Genomic DNA, 18905 nt, shown 5'->3' with positions numbered 1-18905 from the left:
GCTCGGGCCTTGCACTCATTTCATGCCGACCTGGGGAAATCCCTTGTTCTTCATTCCCGCCCAATGGGAATTCCATTTTTGAAATCTGAGAACGTTCTGGCATTCTGGGCCCTTGTTGGATTGCGGGCGGTGTGATCGTGAACGTCGAACAGGGTGTGACAGGGGCTGAACGGGTGCTGCTGGTGCTGGCGGCGCTCGCTAGTCATGGCAAGGCGATGTCCGTCAAGGATCTGCTAGCCGTGACAGGCCTTGCGCAAAGCACGCTGTACCGGCAGATCGCGCTGCTCAAGCGCTGGGGTTTCGTCGCCGAAAACGCGGGGTATTACGCGCCCGGCCCGATCAGCCTGCAACTCGCGCTTGGCTTCGATGTGAATTCGCTGCTCGTCGAAGCGAGCCGCAGCGAAATGCAGCAACTCGCGCGAGCGTCGCAGGAAAGCATTGGGCTGGTGGTCGCGGTCAAGCATCAGGTGATGTGCCTCGAGATGGTCGACAGCCAGCATTCGTTGCGCTGCTCGTTCGAGAAAGGCCGCGCTGTGCCGCTCAAGGCGGGCGCTTCGGCGAAATCGCTGTTGGCGTTCATGGCCGACAAGGCGCGCGCCGAAGTGCTCGACAGCGTGTTCGACAACGACCCCGTCGGCCGCTGCGCAATCGAAGCAGAACTCCAACAGATTCGCGCCCAAGGCTACGCCGTCAGCGACAGCGAAGTCGATCCGGGCGTGTGGGGGGTGAGCGCCCCGATCTTTCATCGCAGTGGACGCAGCGCCGGCAGCGGCGCATCGATCACGCTGATGGCGCCTTCCACGCGTGCCATCGGCCGCGAAAGCCAATTCATCGACGGGACGCTACGCACGGCCCGCGCCATTTCCGAGCATATGCAATCCGATTGACTGGACGAAACTTCCCGGTTTCGTCCTCAATACGGATTCCGAACGAATTGCACGAATCGATAGAACCACAAGGAGCCTACCTCATGAAACTGCAACGACTGTTGTCCCTCGCATGCGTCACGTTCGCCGTGACGTTGACCGGATTCTCCGGCGCGGCGTCGGCACAAACGCCGGACGTGCTGAACGTCGCCACCGACGCCACCTTCCCGCCGATGGAGTTCACCGAGAACGGCGCGCGTACCGGTTTCGACGTCGACCTGATGAACGCGCTCGCGAAAGCGATGGGCAAACGCGTGCAATGGACCGACATCGACTTCAAAGGGCTGATTCCGGGTTTGATCGCGCATCGTTTCGACGCTGCGATCTCCGGCATCTACATTACCGACGAGCGCGCGAAAGTGGTCGACTTCACCGATTCGTATTACGCGGGCGGCCTCGCCGTGCTGGTGAAAAGTGATTCGCCGATCAAGACGGTGGCCGATCTGAACGGCAAAAAAGTCTCGGTCCAGGTGGGCACGAAGTCGGTGAACTATCTGCGCGATAACTTCCCGCAGATCAATCGCGTCGAAGTCGAGAAGAACCAGGAGATGTTCGATCTGGTGGGGATCGGCCGTGCCGACGCTGCCGTGACGGGCAAGCCGGCCGCGTATCAACTCGCGAAAACGCGCAGCGGCTTCCGCGTGCTCGACAAGACGCTGACGACCGAAGCCTATGGTATCGCCGTGCGCAAGGACGAGCCGCAACTGAAGACCGCCTTCAACACTGCGCTCGCGAAGATCAAGGCTGACGGCACGTATGCGGCGATCGTCAAGAAGTGGTTCGGCGCGAGTGCGCAATAAGCGGCCGGGCAAACGAAATGGAACTTGATTTCTCGCCGGTGATTGCCGGTTGGCCGGACATCATGCACGGCGCGTTGGTGACGGTCGAAGTGACCGCCGCGTCGCTCGCGCTCAGTTGCGTGCTTGGCCTGTTGATCGGCATTGGCCGGCTGACGCCCAAGCGGCGCATCGTGTACGGCCTGTGTACCGCGTACCTGACGTTCTTCCGCGGCACGCCATTGCTTGTGCAACTCTTTCTGCTGTTCTTCGGATTGCCGCAATTCGGCATTCTGCTGCCGGCGTTCGTGTGCGGCATGCTGGGGCTCGGTCTGTATTCGGCCGCTTATGTTTCGGAGATCGTGCGCGGCGCGATTCAGTCCGTCGATCGCGGGCAGATGGAGGCGGCGCGATCGATCGGCATGTCGTCGGGGCAGGCGATGCGCGCGATCATTCTGCCGCAGGCCATCGTGCGGATGATCCCGCCGCTCGGCAACGAATTCATCGCGCTGATCAAGAACTCGGCGCTGGTGTCGCTCCTGACGATCGACGATCTGATGCACGAAGGTCAGAAGATCATCAGCGTGTCGTATCGTTCGCTTGAAGTTTATCTGGCTATTGCACTGGTATATCTGGTGTTGACGCAGGCGACCAATTACGCACTGCATCGCGTCGAGCGTCGTTTGCGTGCGGGAGGGATGGTGCAATGAATACCGTGGCCAAAACCAATGAGCCTATCGTCAGCATTCGCGGGCTGACCAAATCGTTCGGCGCGCATACGGTGCTCAACGGCATCGATTTCGATATCCAGCCCCAACAGGTCGTCGTGGTGATCGGGCCGAGCGGCTCGGGCAAGAGTACTTTTCTGCGCTGCTGCAACGGACTCGAACAGGCCGAAGGCGGCACGATCGACATCTGCGGGCATCGGCTCGTCGAACAGGGCGAGATGCTCAAGGAGCGGTCGCTGAATGCGCTGCGCACTGAAGTCGGCATGGTGTTTCAGTCGTTCAATCTGTTTCCGCACTTATCGGTGCTGCATAACATCACCGTCGGTCCGCGCATGTTGCGCGGTCTCGGCAAGGCGCAGGCCGAAGCGGCTGCGATCGCGCTGCTGGAAAAAGTCGGGCTCGCGCACAAGGCGCACGTGATGCCGGCGAGTCTGTCGGGCGGTCAGAAGCAACGGGTTGCGATTGCTCGGGCATTAGCGATGCAGCCGCGCGTCATGCTGTTCGACGAGCCGACGTCTGCGCTCGATCCCGAACTGGTCGGCGAAGTACTGCAAGTGATGAAGCTGCTCGCGAGCGAAGGCATGACGATGGTGGTCGTCACGCACGAAATGGGCTTCGCGAAGGAAGTGGCCGACGTGGTGGTCGTGATGGACTGCGGTGTGATCGTCGAAGCGGGGCCGCCGGCTGAGATTTTCTCCGCGCCTTCGCAGCCGCGCACACGCGCATTCCTGCAGGCGGTGTTATCGCGCGCATGAGAGTTTCATTCGATGACAAGGTGTGGGCAGGCCGCTCCGACGACGGTGAGCCCGGCGACACGCGGCGTGTCTTCAATCAGGTAATGCCGTTCAGTGACGTCGTACAGTTGCAGCGCGACGCGCCGGTGATCGTGGGCTTCGGCTCGGATGAAGGCGTGCGCCGCAATCAAGGCCGGATCGGCGCAGCGCATGCACCCAGGGAGTTGCGCCGCGTGCTGGCGGGGTTGCCGGCCAAAACGTCGATGGCGGCGCTCGCAGATGCCGGCGATGTGGTGTGCGAGGACGGCGACCTCGAAGGCGCGCAGGCGGAACTCGCGGACGTGGTCAGCGAAGTGCTGGCGAGCGGTGGCCGGCCGTTGGTGTTCGGTGGCGGTCATGAAGTCGCGTGGGGAACGTATAGCGGTTTGCGATTGCATCAGCTGCGTGAAGCCGACAACGCAGCGGCGCCGCTCGCATCGCGCAAGCTGCTGATCATCAACTTCGACGCCCACTTCGATCTGCGCCAGAAGCGCCCCGCGAATTCCGGCACACCGTTCGATCAGATCGCGCTCGACTGCGCGGAACGGGGGCTGCCGTTCAACTATGCGTGCTTCGGTATCAGCGATCTGGGCAACACTGCCTCGCTGTTCGCGCATGCGCAGCATCTCGGCGTGCACTACGTGCTCGACGTCGATATGCAGGAAACGCAACTGCCGCAGCGTCTGAATGAGCTTCAGCAGTTGCTGGACGCAGCGGACGACGTCTATCTGACGATCGATCTCGACGTCTTGCCCGCCGCCACCGCGCCGGGCGTGTCTGCGCCCGCTGCGCTGGGCGTACCGCTATCGGTGGTCGAAGCGATGGTGCGGCGCGTGCGGGTCTCGGGCAAGCTGCGCGCGGCGGATATCGCGGAGTACAACCCGTCGCTCGATCAGGACAAGCGCACAGCGAGAGCGGCTGCACGCCTGGCGTACCGGTTGCTCTAAATCAGGCTGTCTGCGCTCCGTGTATCGCGCGGATAGAAAAGGCGGCTCGCCGGAACGCTCCGGCGAGCCGTTTTCGCGTCCACCTTGATGGCCGTAAGAGGCTACGCTGGACGTTAAGCCGCTACTGCGGACTGGTATGCCTACGGACTGCGTCTTGCGCCCACAGCGGCCCTAATCGAAATAAAATTTGACTCTGTGCGTATGCACATATAGACTGCCTCTCATGACCCGCCCTCTCTCTTACGACGAATGTAATTGCTTCGCGCTGCGCCAGGCGGCGCGGCACGTCACGCAAATCTACGAACGCCATCTCGGTGGAGTGGGGTTGACGGCTGCGCAATTTACGATTCTTGCCAAGCTCGCACGCACGCCGAGCCTGCCGATGGCGGACCTCGCCGACGCGATGGTCATGGAGCGCACAACCTTGGTCCGCGCCATGAAGCCCTTGCAGCGCGATGGCCTGGTGGTGGCGGAATCGGCGGAGCATGACGGCCGCACGTTTCTGTTCAGTTTGACGGAGCAGGGCGAAAAGACCTTCGATCAGGCCGCCATCGCATGGCGCGCCGCCCAGGACGAGTTCGAAAAGAAGTTCGGCCAGGCGCGCGCCAGGACGCTGCGCGCCGAACTGTTCAGCATTACCGGTTAGGCAGGCACACGCTCGTTCCGGCGAGCGTTGTTGTATTTGCATGTGTGCATACGCACTCACGAATAGGGAAGCGCAGCAATGGAAGGGCTATTCGACGACGACTGCTTTGCGATCCGCCAGGCCGCACGTTACGTATCGCAGATTTACGACCGGCATCTGGCCAATGTCGGCCTGACGATTACGCAGTTTTCGCTGCTGGGCCGTCTCAAACGCACCGGCCCGATGACGATGAAGCAGATGGCCGAAGCTATGCGCATGCAGCGCACCACGCTGGTCCGTACGATTCAGCCGTTGCGCCGCAATGGCCTCGTGTCGAGCGCGGCGCTTGGTGCGGATGCGCGGGCGTTGACGATTACGCTCACAGCCATCGGTGAAGAGCGGCTGAACGCCGGGCGTGAGCATTGGTATAGCGCGCAAGCCGAATTCGAGCATCGCTTCGGTGAACAGCGCGCGGCCGCACTGCGCGGCGAACTGTTCGCTCTGACACGGGATTCAATCTGAGGCCGCCCGCGGCCGCAACGAAGGCCGGCGCATCGCGCCGTTTTTTTCAACGCAACGAGTGCATACGCACATATCGACATCATGTCCACTACACCTTCGACTGTCGCCCCGCCGAGTGCGGCGCATACCGCCAGGCCGGCCAAGCGCATTCCGTGGATGTTGCTCGCGATCCTCACCGTGATCGTCGCGCTGGCGCTTGCCGTGTCGTACTGGTTCTTCGTTGGCCGCTTCGTCGAAACGACGGACGATGCGTACGTGGGCGGCGACGTCACCGTCATGGCGCCGAAGGTGAACGGCTTTGTCGCCGACGTGCTCGTGCATGACAACCAGTTCGTTCATGCGAACGACGTGCTGGTCCGCCTCGACGCTCGCGACTACGACGCCCGGCTGGCGCAGGCCAGTGCGCAAGTGCAGAGCGCGCAAGCCGCCGTTACCGAGTTGCAGGCGAAGAAATCGTTGCAACTTGCCACGATCAACGAACAGGCGGCCGAGGTGCGCGCCTCCGGCGCCGAACTCACGCGCAGCGCCGCCGACCAGGCGCGTTACCGCGAGTTGGTGAAGGACGAGGCGGTATCGAGCCAGGTGGTCGAGCGGGCCGATGCCGATCTGACCAAGGCGCACGCCGCAGTCGATCGAAGCAGTGCAGCGCTGATCGCGGCGCAACGGCAGATCGCCGTGCTCGATGCGCAGATTGGCGATGCCGAGGCGCGCATCGCCACCGCGCAGGCCGCGCAGCGCGTCGCCGCACTGAACGTGGAGTACACGACGATTCGCTCGCCGATTGACGGTTTTGTCGGCAATCGCAGCGCGCGAGTGGGACTGCTCGCCAACACCGGCGTGTCGCTGCTGACCGTGGTGCCGTCGAGCGGACTGTGGATCGACGCGAACTTCAAGGAAGACCAGTTGAAGAAGATGCAGGTCGGCGATAGCGTCGACGTCGATCTCGACGCATCGAACAAATGGATTCACGGCGTGGTGGAGAGCCTCGCACCGGCCACCGGCGCAACCTTCAGCGTGCTGCCCGCCGAGAACGCCACCGGCAACTTCACGAAGATCGTGCAACGCGTGCCGGTTCGCGTGCGCCTCGACGTGCCGAAGGACATGCAGGGCGTGCTGCGCCCCGGCCTCTCGGCAACCGTGAAGGTGCATGTCGACGCCGGCCGCGCACAAGTACACGGATGATGAGCCGATCATGACTCAAGTCCTCGACAATCCCGCCGACCAGCCGACCCGCACCAAAGTCTTCGCGTTCGCGCTGATGTGCGTCGGCTTCTTCATGGCCACGCTCGATATCCAGATCGTGGCGTCCTCGCTGCGCGACATCGGCGGCGGTTTGTCCGCGAGCCAGGACGAACTCTCGTGGGTGCAGACCTCTTATCTGATTGCGGAAATCATCGTGATTCCGATGTCCGGCTGGCTCACGCGCGTGTTTTCGACGCGTTGGCTCTTCACGTTCTCCGCGCTCGGCTTCACGGTTACCAGCATGCTGTGCGGACTCGCGTGGGACATCAACTCGATGATCCTGTTTCGCGGTTTGCAGGGCGCGGCCGGCGCCGCGATGATTCCGACGGTGTTCACCACCGCGTTCGTGCTGTTTCCCGGCAAGCAGCGGCTGATCGCGTCCACCACGATCGGCGCGCTGGCGTCGCTCGCGCCGACCATCGGCCCGGTGATCGGCGGCTGGATCACGTCGCAATGGTCGTGGCACTGGCTGTTCTATCTGAACCTCGTGCCGGGCATTGCCGTCACGGTGATGGTGCCGAAGTACGTGCACATCGACAGGGTCGATCTCTCGCTGCTGAAAAAAGGCGACTACCTCGGCATTCTGCTGATGTCGGGCTTCCTCGGCTGCCTCGAATACGTGCTCGAAGAGGGCCCGCGCAAGAACTGGTTTGGCGACGACGTGATCGTTCTGTGCACGTGGGTGTCGGCGATCTGCGGCTTTCTGTTCATCGTGCATGCGTTCACCGCGAAAGAACCGATCGTCGATTTGCGCGCGCTCGCGGTGCGCAACTTCGGTATCGGCAGCTTGCTGTCCTTCATTACCGGCATCGGGATCTTCTGCACGGTGTTTCTGACGCCAGTGTTCCTCGCGCGCGTACGCGGCTTCGATTCGTTGCAGATTGGTCTAGCGTTGCTCTCGGTCGGCTGCTTCCAGTTGATTGCGTTGGCCGCGTATTCGATGCTCGCGCGTGTCGTCGATATGCGCTTGCTGATGGTGTTCGGGCTCGCGTTGTTCGGCATCGGCTGCTATCTGTATGTGCCGTTGACGAGTCAATGGGGCTGGCAGCAACTGCTGATTCCACAGGCGTTGCGCGGCATCGGCCAGCAGTTCTGTATTCCGCCTATCGTCACGATGGCGCTGGGGGCGTTGCCGCAGTCGAGGCTTCGCTCCGCCAGCGGCCTCTTCAACCTGATGCGCAATCTGGGCGGCGCGATCGGGATCGCGGTGAGCAGCACGATGCTCAACGATCGGCTGAACTTTCATTACGAACGGCTCGACGAGCATCTGAACGCAGGCCGTCCGGCGGTTGAGTCGATCTTGCAGAAGCAGGCCGAGTACTTCGCGGCCATCGGCGGGAATGTGCTGAATGCGGCGCACGCGGGGCTCGATCAATTGCACGACGTGCTGTTGCGAGAAGCGCTGGTGCTCACTTTCTCCGATACGTTTCTTGCCGTGTCGCTCTGTTTCGTGGTCGGTTTGCTCAGCGTGCTGTTCTCGCGCCCATTCGGCAACACCGCGCCGCCGCCCGAGGCCCATTGAGGATTTCAACATGAAGCCGATCGTAATCAAAGTACTGGCGAGCGCGGCGTTGCTGACGCTCGCGGCGTGCGCCGTGCAACCGGCCACGCACGCGGATTTGCCGCAGACGGTGAAGACCGTTGCGCCGGCAGCGTGGAGTGTCGATGCACCGCAAGACAATATCAGCGCCGACGCGTGGTGGTCGCAATTCGGCGACCCGGTCATGCACCAACTGGTGGAGTCGGTACTGACCGGCAATCTCGACGTGCAGGCCGCCGTGGAGCGTGTGCGGCAGGCACAGGATCTGGCGAAGCAGAATCGCGCGGCCTTGCTGCCCGAATTGAACGCCAGCGCAACCGCGTCGAACACGCGGCAGAACACGCCGCCGCCGCTCGGCTATGTGCGCCAGGCCGGTATCGGCCTGACGGCGAGCTGGACGCCCGATGTGTTCGGCGGCGAACGTCTCGCGGTACTGGCCGCGCAGGCCCAGGTGTCGGGAAGCGAGGCGGCGTTGAATCAGGTGCGGCTCGCGCTCGCCGCGAACACGGCGGCGGCGTATATCGATCTGCGCTGGGCGCAGACGCAATTGCAGATTCTCAGCGACAACGAGCAGATTCGCGCTCGTGCGCTGAAACTCACGCAACAGCGTCTGCACTATGGACTGTCGACGCAACTCGACGTCGCGCGTGCGCAGAATCAGTTGGAGGATTTGCAGTCGCAGATTCCGCGCATGCAATCGGCCGTGCAGCATCAATTGAGTCTGATCGCGGTGTATTCGGGTCGCACGCCGGAGAGCGTCGACAAGTTGCTGCTTGCCGACGCCCGCGAGATTCCGCTGCCCGCGCAAAGCGCACCGCAGATGCTGCCTTCCGACGCGCTGTTGCAGCGGCCCGATGTGCGCACCGCCTATGCGTTGGTCGAACAGCGCGCGGCCGAAGTGGGGGTGTCGAAGGCGCAGCGCTATCCGAAGTTCAGGATCGATCTCGCGAATGGCCTGCTCGCTTCGTCGTATCTCGGCTTGCCGACGCTCACCGACAACCTCTTTAGCGCCGCGTTGAATGCAACGAGTCCGATCTTCAACGCGGGCCGCATCACCGCGAATATCGACGCAAGCGAGAGCCGCATGCGCGAATCGCAACTCGGGTTGCAGCAGACCATGCTGCAGGCGCTGAAGGAGATCGAGGACAACCGCAGCGATCTGGTGAGCGGCGCCGTGCAGGTGCAACGGCTCGGCGGCGCGCTGGATGCGTCGAACCATGCGCTGCGTTTGTCGACCGAACTGTACAAGGGCGGCGCGTCGAGCTTTCTCGACGTGCTCGCCGCGCAGGAGGCGTATCTGCGCGACGCGGAATCATTGAACCAGGCGAAGCGTGAGCATGCGCTTTCGGCGGTCGCGTTGTACCGCTCGCTGGGTGGCGGGTGGGATGTGGGGGCGGGCGAGACGGTTGCGGCGGTATCGGCGAAACGCTGATTCGTGGCTGCGGCCAATCGGCGTCATCCAATGAGCAGGCAGGCGCAGTAGAAAACACAGTGCTGATCCAACTGGAGAGAACCATGACGAGTATGCGAGAAGTAGTGATCTGCAATCCGGTGAGAACGCCGATTGGCGCATTCGGCGGATCGCTGAAGGACGTGAGCGCAACCGAACTCGGCGCGGTAACCGTGCGCGAAACGCTGCGGCGCAGCCGGCTCGAAGCGGGTGCGCTCGCTTCGGTCGTGATGGGTAATGTGATTCAGGCCGGCAACAAAATGAACCCGGCGCGCCAGGCGTCGATTGGCGGCGGCGTGCCGGTGGCGGTGCCGGCGCTGACCGTCAATCGCGTGTGCGGCTCCGGCGCTCAGGCCATCGCATCGGCGGCTCAGGAGATCTGGCTAGGTCTTGGCGATGCCGCCGTCGCGGGCGGTATGGAGAACATGGATCGCGCACCGTACCTGCTCGATGGCGGGCGCTGGGGGTATCGGATGGGTAACGCGCAGATTCACGACAGCCTGCTGCGCGACGGCCTGAACGACGCGTTTTCCGGCGAGCATTCGGGCTGGCATACGGAAGACCTCGTCAGTCAGTTCGACATCACGCGCGAAGCCCAGGACCGTTGGGCCGCGCGCTCGCAACAGCGTTTTACCGACGCGCAGGCGCGCGGCGACTTCGACGCCGAGCTGGTAGCGGTGGATATCGCCGCGCGCAAAGGTCCGCAGCAGTTCACGCGCGATGAACAGCCGCGCCCGGACACGACCGTGGAGACGCTCGCCAGATTGCGTCCGGCCTTCCGCCCGGACGGCACGATCACCGCGGGCAACGCGCCGGGGTTGAACAGCGGCGCGGCCGCGATGCTGGTGGCCGAGCGGGGTTTCGCCGAAGCGCGCGGTATCGAGCCGTTCGCGCGGCTCGTCGCGTATGGGGTCGCGGCGGTCGAGCCGGGCATGTTCGGCCTCGGTCCGGTGCCCGCCGTGCAGATCGCATTAGCGCGCGCGGGTTGGCAACTGGACGATGTCGAGCGCTTTGAAATCAACGAAGCGTTCGCTGCGGTGCCGATCGCCGTCGCGCGGCGGCTGGGCATTGCGGACGAACTGATCAACGTGCAGGGCGGTGCGATCGCGCACGGTCATCCGATCGGCGCGACCGGTGCGGTGCTGACCACGCGCCTCGTTCATTCGATGCGGCGCGACGGTCTCAAGCGTGGCATCGTTACGTTGTGCATCGGCGGCGGGCAGGGGATCGCGCTGGCGCTGGAAGTGCTGTAGGCTCGGCGGCGGCGTGCCCAGACGTCGCGAGCACGAACACGACTGGCCCGCGACCACTCGATCAGCGTACCATTGCTACCCTGTCGTGCGCGTCATACGGCTTCGCGAACTTTGCTGCGATCGATCGCGAAGCCGACCCAGTGTTTGGCACCGCCGCGCATCAAACCGCGCGACGGCCTGCGTGTCGAGCCCGCCATGACGCTCACGAACCTGATGGGCGCCACTCTCCCCGGCATGTTCATCACGCAGAACCGAATCGAGGACCGCCGCATGAACATGGAACAACTGTTGGAACGCGCGAGCCTCGCGCGAGAAAAGGCCTATGCGCCTTATTCGAAATTCAAGGTCGGCGCCGCGCTATTGACGCGCGACGGCCAGGTATTCGACGGCTGCAATGTCGAGAACGCCGCCTACGGTTTGTGCAATTGCGCCGAACGCACGGCGTTTTTCAGCGCAATCGCCGCGGGTTATCGGCGCGATCAGTTCGCGGCGCTCGCGGTGATCGGCGACACTGACGGCCCGATCGCACCGTGCGGCGCGTGCCGCCAGGTGATCCTCGAACTGGGCGGCCCCGATCTGCCGATTCGCCTCGGCAATCTGCGCGGCGCCACGCGCGACACCACCGCGCGCGAACAACTGCCGGACGCGTTCTACCTATGAGCAAGCACAAGATCATCTACGACACCGACCCGGGCGTCGACGATGCGATGGCGCTCGTCTTCCAGGCGCTGCACCCCGACATCGAACTGCTCGGCCTGACAAGCGTGTTCGGCAACGCGACGATCGAGACGACGACGCGCAATGCACGCTTTCTGGCCGGGCGCTTCGCCGCCGGTGTGCCGGTTGCACAGGGCGCGGCGGCGCCGCTGCGGCGCGCCGCGCCCGCGCCGCTCGCGCAGATTCACGGCGACAACGGCCTCGGCAACATCGCGTTCGACAGTACCTGCGCGGCGCCGCTCGATGCGCGGCCTGCGCACCGCTTCATCATCGACACGGTGCGCGCGCATCCGGGCGAAGTCACGCTGCTTGCCGTCGGGCCGCTGACGAACCTCGCGCTGGCGCTCGCCGACGATCCGCAGATCGCGCCGCTCGTCAGGCAGGTGGTGATCATGGGCGGCGCGTTCGGCACGGCCGGCGTGCTCGGCAATGTGACGCCGGCCGCGGAGGCCAACATCCTCGGCGACCCCGACGCGGCCGACCGCGTGCTCGGCGCGGCGTGGCCGGTGGCGATCGTCGGGCTCGACGTCACGCAGCCGACCATCATGAGCCGCGCGTATCTCGCGTCGCTGCGCGATCGCGGCGGCGCGGCGGGACAATTCGTGTGGGACGTGTCGCGTCACTACGAGGCTTTTCACGGGCAGAGCGCGCAATTGGCGGGCATCTATGTGCACGATTCATCGGCGGTCGCGTATGTGCTGGCGCCGCACCTCTATACGACGCGCAGCGGTCCGGTGCGCGTGTTGACGGAAGGCATCGCGGTGGGCCAGACCATCCAGAAGCCGGCGACGCTGCCCGTGCCCGCGCCGGACTGGGACAGCCGCCCGGCGTGCAAGGTCTGCATCGGCGTGGATGTGCCGGGTATGCTGGCGCTCTACGAGCGCACCATTTGCGGCTTGCCCGAAGTGAGGTAGTGGTGTTGAAAGGCGGCGCACTGCGCGGGCGGCCGATTGTGAAGAAGCTGCGAGCCAGGGCGGCGCAGCGCCGCGATTGATCTGACCTGAGCAGGCCTGAGCCGCGGTAACGCTGCATCGCAGCACGTGCGGGCGCGGCAATCGTCGCCGATGCCTCGCGGCAATCTTTGCTACATTCTGCACACACACTGTGTACGCGAGCCGGAACTCTTCAATAAGGCGCGGCGCGCGTGACCGAAATCTATCAAGAGGCCAAAAGATGCGAATTCTAGTAGTAGGGGCGGGCGCGGTAGGCGGTTACTTCGGCGGGCGTCTCGCGGCGGCGGGTCAGGACGTGACCTTCCTCGTGCGCGCGGGCCGCGCGGAAAAGCTGCAGCGTGACGGACTAGTCATCAGCAGCCCGCGCGGCGACCTCAAGCTGGACGGCATCAAGACGATCCTTGCCGGCGTCAACGCCGAGCCGTTCGATCTGGTGCTGCTCAGCTGCAAAGCCTACAGCCTCGACGACGCCATCGATTCCTTCGCGCCGCTGGTCGGTGAGTCGACGCTGATCCTGCCGATGCTCAACGGCATGCGCCACATCGACGTCCTCACGGAAAAGTTCGGCGCGTCGCGCGTGCTCGGCGGTCAATGCGTGATCGCCGCGACGCTCAACGCCGAGCAGCACATCGTGCATCTGAACGACATGCACGCGATCACTTTCGGCGAACGGGCGGGCGGCACGTCGGAACGTGTCCAGGCGATCGCGGACGCGATGGCCGATGCGAACTTCGACGTCTCGGTCAGCGACAACATTCTGTTGCGCATGTGGGAAAAGTGGGTGTTCCTGGCCACGCTGGCGGCGAGTACCTGCCTGATGCGCGGCTCGGTCGGCGATATTCTGGCCGCGCCGGACGGCAAGCGCGTGATCGAGAATCTGCTGGGCGAGTGCCGCGCGGTGGCCGAACACAACGGTTTCACGATGGGCCCGGACTTCGACGCGCGCGCCACCCAGACGCTGTTCACGCCTTCGCCGCTGACCGCGTCGATGCTGCGGGACGTCGAAAACCACTCGCATACCGAGGCGGATCACATTCTCGGCGATCTGATCGCACGCGGCGGCGATGCGCAAAAGGGCGAGCACGGGGTGTCGCTGCTGCGCATCGCCTATAGCCATCTGAAGACGTACGAAGCGCGCCAGGCACGCACGTCCTGAACGGGACGCAGTCGGCGCGGGAAGGCAGGGGGATGAAGAAGGACCGTCATCGCAGCCCAACGATCGGAGGTGAAACATGCCGAGTCCAATTGGATCGGTGCCCGCGCTGAGTGCCGCTTCGGCAACGATCTTCTCGATCGGCATCGTCTTTCTCGGCTACTGGGGCCTGTATGAGCCGACCAAATGGCGTCCCGCCGACATCGTCGTCTTCATCTGCGCGCTGATCGGCTTCGCTTGCCTCGGGCTCGTGCCGTGGATGGCGACGAGTCCCGTCGAGCCGGAAGACAGCGACGTGCGCATCCGCATCGCGCGGCATCTGTTTCTCACGGGCGTCATCGCAATCTGGCTCGCGGTGGCGATCTCGGTGGTTTTCTGAATGCGAAGGGCGTCACGTACGCCCCAAAGAAAACGCGCCTTGTAGCGGCAAGGCGCGTTTTCTTCCATCGAAGCTGAACTTGAACCCGGCGGACTTAGCGCTCGATCTGACGGTTCCAGCGCGTGTCCCACTGCGCGCGATGCGCGTTGATCGTGTCCCAATCCACCACGGTCACCTTGTGGACCAGATCGTCGACGTTGCCGAGGCTTTGCTGCATCGGCGGCGTCATCTTCGCGAGATGGTTGGTCGGAATCTGCTTGCCGGCCTCGGCGGCTTTCGTTTGGGCCGGCGCGGACAGCAGGAATTGCGCGAGCTTTTGCGCCAATTGCGGATCGGGGTTGTTGTTGACCACGCACAGATCGACCAGCAGCAGCACCGGCCCTTCCTTCGGATTCACATAAGCGACCGGGATGCCCTTGTCCTGCAGGTCGCCGACGCCGGTCGGCGTCAGCGGGAACAGGCCCGCTTCGCCGGTCTGAACCATTTCGGAAATCTTCGCCGAATTCGGCACGTACTCGACCACGTTCGGGCCCACCGTGCTTGCCCATTTCGTGAAGCCCGGCTCGACGTTCTGCTCGCTGCCGCCCATCAGCCGGTTGATCGCGAGAAAGCCATGCAGCCCGAAGGTGCTGCTCGAGGCCGACTGGAACACCACCTTGCCCTTGTACTTCGGATCGGCGAAGTCCATCCACGAAGTCGGCGGCGCCCAGCCTTTTTCGGCGAACAGCTTCTTGTTGTATGCGATGCCCGTCATGCCCAACTGCACGCCCGCACCCATGTCGTCCTTCATGCGCGCGAACGGATAGAGTTCCTTGAGCACCGGCGAGTCGTCGAGCTTCTTGCACACGCCCATGCTGACCGCGCGCGCCATCACGCCGTCATCGAGGAACACCACGTGAATCTGCGGGCTGGCCTTGTTGGCGAGCAGTTTCGCGAGAATATCCGACGAGGTGCCCGGCACCACCACCACGTGCACGTTGTTGGCCTTTTCGAAGTCGGGCAGCACCCGGCTCGTATAGGCCTTTTCCATCGGACCGCCGTTCATGCCGATGTAGATCGTTTTGGTTTGCGACCACGCCGGCGCGGCCGCGCCGAATGCACACAGGGCGGCGAGTGCCGCAAGCGTCTTGAACTGTTTCATTATGGGCTCCTGAGTTTCACTGGATTTGAGACTTAAACGACGGATGAGGTGGTCGCCGCGGCAAAGCGGCCAATCGAGAAAGCGTCGAGTGGCGTGGCCGTGGCGCCGTCGATCACGAGATCGGCCAGGACTTCGCCGACGCCGGGCGCGAGCAGAAAGCCACCGCCCGAAAAGCCGAACGCGTGCAACAGACGCGGCACCGTGCGGCTCGCGCCGATCACCGGATTGCCGTCGGCCGTCTCGCCTTCGACGCCGCTCCACGTGCGGATCAGCAACGCCTCGCGCAACGCGGGCAGCAAGGCGCACGCGTCGCGCATCACGGCGCGCGTGGTTTGTGTCGACGGCTGGCCGTATTCGCCGTCGCCATGACCGCGTCCGCCGCCGATCACGCAATTGCCGCGCGCCACCTGGCGCGCGTAGATGCCGCCGCCGTACACGCCGAGGTTGTGCGCGATGAAGAGCGGCAGCGGCTCGGTGACCCACATGTTCGGATAGATCGGTTTCATCGGCACGGTCTCGCCGAAGTGACCCGCGACCTTGTTCGCCCATGCGCCGGCGGAGTTGATGAGCCAGTCGGCGCTGATGCGCGTGTCGCCGGCGTGCAATTGAAAGCGTGTGCCGTCGTGATGAATGCCGGTCAGTTCGGTCTGCTCGCGCACGTCCGTACCCGCGGCGCGCGCGGCGCGCGCGAAGGCGGGCGAGACGAGACGCGGGTTCGCATGCCCGTCGCTCGCGCACAACGAGCCGCCGATGGCTGCCGAGCCGAGCCACGGGTAGCGTCGGCGGAAGTCGGCGCCGTCCAGCACTTGCGAGCGCAGTCCGTAATCGCGCGCCATGTCGGCCCATGCCTGCAGCGCGGCAAGATCGGCTTCGCTGCGCGCGAGCCGCAAATGTCCCGACACCGTGAACTCGCCGTCGATGCCGATCAGTTCGGGCAAGCGGTCCCAGATGCGCCGCGCGCGCATCGCGAGCGGCATCTGTTCGGCCGGGCGGCCCTGGCAGCGCACGCCGCCGTAGTTCACGCCGCTCGCCTGCGCGCCGCAATAGCGCCGCTCGAACAGGCCCACGCGCAGGCCGCGCCGCGCGAGCGCCAATGCGGCCGACGAACCCACGAGACCGCCGCCCGCAATGACGACGTCGTAATGCAGCGCGTCACTCATCGCGGGCCTCCTTGGCGATCTCGGCGAGGTCGTCGGCGTACATCGCGGGTGAAAGCGGAATCGGTTTGACGGGCGGCTGGCTGCGCAGGCGGCCGACCGCTTCGAGCGGCTTGCCGGTTTCCCCGGCGAGCAGCGCAAGCGCCGCTTCACCGCACATGCGCCCTTGGCAGCGGCCCATGCCGACCCGCGTGAGCGCCTTCAGCCGGTTGATCTCGTTCGCTTCGCCGCCGCGGATGCAGCGCCGCACGGTGCCCGCGTCGATCTCTTCGCAGCGGCATACGGTCATGTCGTCGGGCCATTGCGCGGCGCACCGCGCGGGCGGCGCGAAGGCCGCTTCGATGCCCTCGCGAAACACCGCGATACGTTTCAGGCCGCGTTCGAGCGCCGCCGCGTCGGGCAGACCAGGGCCACGCGGCGGCTCGATGCCGAGGTCGTCGAGCAGGGCGAGCGCCGCGCGGCGGCCCGCCAGTTCGGCGGCGTCGGCGCCGGCAATGCCCGCACCGTCACCGGCAAGATAAATGCCGCGCACCGAGCTGCGGCCGGCGGCGTCGAGTTCGGGCAGCCAGCAGCGGTTGGTCGGATCGAAACGGAAACGGCAACCGGCGAGATCGGCGAGTTGCGTTTCCGGCTTCAGTCCGAAGCTGATGCCGACCGCGTCGCAGGCGATCGTTTCGCTCGCCGCGCCGTCGCCCGGCTTGCGCCACTCGATCGCCTCCACACCTTCTGCGCCGCGAATACCCACGAGTTTCACCGCGCGTTCGATGCGCACGCCACGCGTTTTCAGCCAGCCGACGTAGTACAGACCCTTGGCGAACGTCGACGGCAGACGCGCGAGTTTCGGCGCGGCGGCGATCTGTTGCGACAGCGGGCTGGTGTCGAGCACCGCCAGCACCTGCGCGCCCGCTTTGACGTACTGGTATGCGACCAGGTAGAGCAGCGGCCCGGTGCCTGCCAGCACGACGCGACGGCCGATTGCGCAGCCTTGTGCCTTCAGCGCGACCTGGGCCGCGCCGAGCGTGTAGACGCCGGGCAGCGTCCAGCCGGGCAGCGGCAGCACGCGATCGGTCGCGCCGCTCGCGATGATCAGGTGCGAGAACGGCACGCGGGTTTCGCGTCCCGCTTGCAGCGTATCGAGCCAGCCCGCTTCGCAGGCCCACGCGAGCGTGTCGGGACGATAGTCGAGATGCGGCAGCAGCGCGGCCATGGTCGTATGCAACGCGTCGGCCTTGTGCGCTTCGAAACCATAGAGTGCTTTTTTCGAGCGCTGAAAGTCGCCGTGAGCGGGCGGTTGCCGATAAATCTGGCCGCCCCAGCGGCTGTTTTCATCGATCACGACGGGCCTGAGGCCCGCCGCGACCAGGGTTTGCGCGGCGCGCACGCCCGCCGGACCCGCGCCGACGATCACGATGCGGCGTTCGTCGCTCATCGCGCGTCTCCATCGACGGGAGCAACGGCAACGGTGCCGGCTTCGGTCGCGGCAAACCGCGTGAGCACGCGCAAGCCGTCGGTCACCGGCGTCGAGCACGCGCGCAAACGCCGGCCGTCTTCGGTGCGCATCCAGCAGTCCTGGCAAGCGCCGATCAGGCAAAAGCCGGCGCGCGGCGCGCCGCTGAATTCGCTCTCGCGCACGCGGCGTTGGTGCGTCAGCACCGCGGTCAGTAGCGTGTCGCCTTGCAGCGCAGTGACTTCGCGGCCATCGAGAAAAAACCGCAGCGGCTCGCGCCGCGTTTCGGCGAGACGAACGAATTGCGGCTCGCTTGCGCGCGTGGCGGCATGGGAGGACGGCGGCGGGCTGGATCGCATCGAAGAATAGGAAGAAGACATCAGTGCTGGCCGATCAGAATCCGGTTCAGTCCATACGCGCGATCGAGCAGCAGCATCGCGCCGGCCGTGATGAAGATCACCAGTGCGGAGACGGAAGCCATCATCGGGTCGATCGATTCGGTCGCGTACATGTACATGCGCACCGGCAGCGTGACGGTTTGCGGCGAGGTGACGAAGATCGACATCGTCAGTTCGTCGAAGCTGTTGATGAACGCGAGCAGCCAGCCGCCGGTAATGCCCGGCAGAATCATCGGGAAGGTGATGCGGCGAAACGTGGTCCACGCGTCGGCGCCGAGCGAGTGCGCCGCATGTTCGACGCTGCGGTCGAGGCCGCTCACCGAAGCGAGCACGAGCCGCATCACGAACGGCGTGATGATGATCATGTGCGCGAGCACGAGCCACGCGAACGAACCGGTCGCGCCGATCAATGCGAAGAAGCGCAGCAGCGCGATACCGAGCACGAGGCCGGGAATCACGAGCGGCGAGAGCAGCAGCCCGTTCAGAAACGCCCGGCCCGGAAAGCGCGCCCGGCCGATCGCGAGCGCGGCGGGCAGCGCGACGAGCAGCGACAACGTCGCCGACGCGAATGCCAGCTTCAGGCTATTGAAGAACGCGGAGATGAAGTCCGGGTAATTGAGGATCGCGCGGAACCAGCGCAGCGACAAGCCGTGCGTGGGGAGCGTGAGCGTTTCGTCGGGCGTGAACGCGACCAGCACCACGATCACGAGCGGCGCGAGCACGAACGCAATCACCAGCGTGTGGAAAATCAGCGCGACGGGGCCGTTTTTTCTCATGA

At 64.7% G+C, this 18905-nt stretch carries 20 protein-coding genes; 15 read left to right on the top strand and 5 right to left on the bottom strand.

Annotation, left to right across the window (positions count from 1 at the left end; all coding sequences use genetic code 11):
• Positions 1 to 137 precede the first annotated feature (137 nt).
• The 15 genes from ACZ9H4_RS01420 to ACZ9H4_RS01350 all read left to right on the top strand — a co-directional run bounded on the left by ACZ9H4_RS01420 (position 138) and on the right by ACZ9H4_RS01350 (position 13984).
• A complete protein-coding gene (locus tag ACZ9H4_RS01420; RefSeq protein WP_408139170.1) occupies positions 138 to 887 on the top strand; it encodes an IclR family transcriptional regulator in 750 nt (249 codons plus the stop codon).
• Between the two features lie 83 nt (positions 888 to 970).
• Entirely contained in the window at positions 971 to 1726 is a 756-nt protein-coding gene (locus tag ACZ9H4_RS01415; RefSeq protein ID WP_408139168.1) for a transporter substrate-binding domain-containing protein, read from the top strand.
• 17 nt (positions 1727 to 1743) lie between these two features.
• On the top strand, positions 1744 to 2412 hold the full coding sequence (locus ACZ9H4_RS01410) for an amino acid ABC transporter permease (protein WP_121323477.1): 669 nt from the start codon (positions 1744 to 1746) through the stop codon (positions 2410 to 2412).
• A complete protein-coding gene (locus ACZ9H4_RS01405) occupies positions 2409 to 3185 on the top strand; it encodes an amino acid ABC transporter ATP-binding protein (RefSeq protein WP_476118072.1) in 777 nt (258 codons plus the stop codon). Before ACZ9H4_RS01410 ends, ACZ9H4_RS01405 begins: the two co-directional genes overlap by 4 nt.
• Positions 3182 to 4150, top strand: a complete 969-nt coding sequence (gene hutG, locus ACZ9H4_RS01400; protein WP_476118071.1) for a formimidoylglutamase — start codon at positions 3182 to 3184, stop codon at positions 4148 to 4150. The genes ACZ9H4_RS01405 and hutG overlap by 4 nt, the downstream gene beginning before the upstream one ends.
• A 223-nt stretch (positions 4151 to 4373) precedes the next feature.
• Positions 4374 to 4796 carry a MarR family winged helix-turn-helix transcriptional regulator gene (locus ACZ9H4_RS01395; RefSeq protein WP_408139163.1) on the top strand — a complete coding sequence of 141 codons (423 nt, stop codon included), beginning with the start codon at positions 4374 to 4376 and terminating at the stop codon, positions 4794 to 4796.
• Positions 4797 to 4874: 78 nt separating this feature from the next.
• Positions 4875 to 5297, top strand: a complete 423-nt coding sequence (locus ACZ9H4_RS01390; RefSeq protein ID WP_408139161.1) for a MarR family winged helix-turn-helix transcriptional regulator — start codon at positions 4875 to 4877, stop codon at positions 5295 to 5297.
• Positions 5298 to 5378: 81 nt separating this feature from the next.
• Positions 5379 to 6479 carry an HlyD family secretion protein gene (locus tag ACZ9H4_RS01385; RefSeq protein WP_476118070.1) on the top strand — a complete coding sequence of 367 codons (1101 nt, stop codon included), beginning with the start codon at positions 5379 to 5381 and terminating at the stop codon, positions 6477 to 6479.
• A gap of 10 nt (positions 6480 to 6489) precedes the next feature.
• The gene (locus ACZ9H4_RS01380; protein WP_476118069.1) at positions 6490 to 8061 is read left to right on the top strand and encodes a DHA2 family efflux MFS transporter permease subunit; all 1572 of its coding nucleotides are present in this window, start codon (positions 6490 to 6492) and stop codon (positions 8059 to 8061) included.
• A 10-nt stretch (positions 8062 to 8071) separates the two neighbouring features.
• Entirely contained in the window at positions 8072 to 9511 is a 1440-nt protein-coding gene (locus ACZ9H4_RS01375) for an efflux transporter outer membrane subunit (RefSeq protein ID WP_408139156.1), read from the top strand.
• A gap of 83 nt (positions 9512 to 9594) precedes the next feature.
• Positions 9595 to 10782, top strand: coding sequence for a thiolase family protein (locus tag ACZ9H4_RS01370; protein WP_476118068.1), 1188 nt, complete (start codon positions 9595 to 9597; stop codon positions 10780 to 10782).
• Between the two features lie 270 nt (positions 10783 to 11052).
• Entirely contained in the window at positions 11053 to 11442 is a 390-nt protein-coding gene (locus ACZ9H4_RS01365) for a cytidine deaminase (protein ID WP_408323903.1), read from the top strand.
• Positions 11439 to 12413 carry a nucleoside hydrolase gene (locus ACZ9H4_RS01360; protein WP_476118067.1) on the top strand — a complete coding sequence of 325 codons (975 nt, stop codon included), beginning with the start codon at positions 11439 to 11441 and terminating at the stop codon, positions 12411 to 12413. The genes ACZ9H4_RS01365 and ACZ9H4_RS01360 overlap by 4 nt, the downstream gene beginning before the upstream one ends.
• A 259-nt stretch (positions 12414 to 12672) precedes the next feature.
• Positions 12673 to 13608 carry a 2-dehydropantoate 2-reductase gene (gene panE / locus ACZ9H4_RS01355; RefSeq protein ID WP_408151954.1) on the top strand — a complete coding sequence of 312 codons (936 nt, stop codon included), beginning with the start codon at positions 12673 to 12675 and terminating at the stop codon, positions 13606 to 13608.
• A gap of 76 nt (positions 13609 to 13684) precedes the next feature.
• Positions 13685 to 13984: a hypothetical protein gene (locus tag ACZ9H4_RS01350; protein WP_408139148.1), complete on the top strand. Its 300-nt coding sequence runs from the start codon at positions 13685 to 13687 to the stop codon at positions 13982 to 13984.
• A gap of 94 nt (positions 13985 to 14078) precedes the next feature.
• Here the strand turns inward: ACZ9H4_RS01350 and ACZ9H4_RS01345 are convergent, their stop codons facing one another.
• The 5 genes from ACZ9H4_RS01345 to ACZ9H4_RS01325 are packed head-to-tail and all read right to left on the bottom strand — an operon-like array spanning position 14079 to position 18903.
• Positions 14079 to 15125, bottom strand: a complete 1047-nt coding sequence (locus ACZ9H4_RS01345; RefSeq protein ID WP_476118066.1) for an ABC transporter substrate-binding protein — start codon at positions 15123 to 15125, stop codon at positions 14079 to 14081.
• Positions 15126 to 15157: 32 nt separating this feature from the next.
• On the bottom strand, positions 15158 to 16285 hold the full coding sequence (locus ACZ9H4_RS01340; protein WP_476118065.1) for an NAD(P)/FAD-dependent oxidoreductase: 1128 nt from the start codon (positions 16283 to 16285) through the stop codon (positions 15158 to 15160).
• Positions 16278 to 17711, bottom strand: coding sequence for an FAD/NAD(P)-dependent oxidoreductase (locus ACZ9H4_RS01335; RefSeq protein WP_476118064.1), 1434 nt, complete (start codon positions 17709 to 17711; stop codon positions 16278 to 16280). Before ACZ9H4_RS01335 ends, ACZ9H4_RS01340 begins: the two co-directional genes overlap by 8 nt.
• Positions 17708 to 18088 carry a (2Fe-2S)-binding protein gene (locus tag ACZ9H4_RS01330; RefSeq protein ID WP_408139550.1) on the bottom strand — a complete coding sequence of 127 codons (381 nt, stop codon included), beginning with the start codon at positions 18086 to 18088 and terminating at the stop codon, positions 17708 to 17710. The genes ACZ9H4_RS01335 and ACZ9H4_RS01330 overlap by 4 nt, the downstream gene beginning before the upstream one ends.
• Positions 18089 to 18108: 20 nt before the next feature.
• Complete coding sequence (locus ACZ9H4_RS01325) at positions 18109 to 18903, bottom strand: ABC transporter permease (protein WP_408139142.1); 795 nt, start codon at positions 18901 to 18903, stop codon at positions 18109 to 18111.
• Positions 18904 to 18905: the final 2 nt, after the last annotated feature.

The sequence above is a fragment of the Paraburkholderia sp. TE9906 genome, assembly GCF_056279605.1.
Note: the sequence above shows the minus strand (reverse complement) of the source record. Positions and strands in the feature narration are given on the sequence as shown.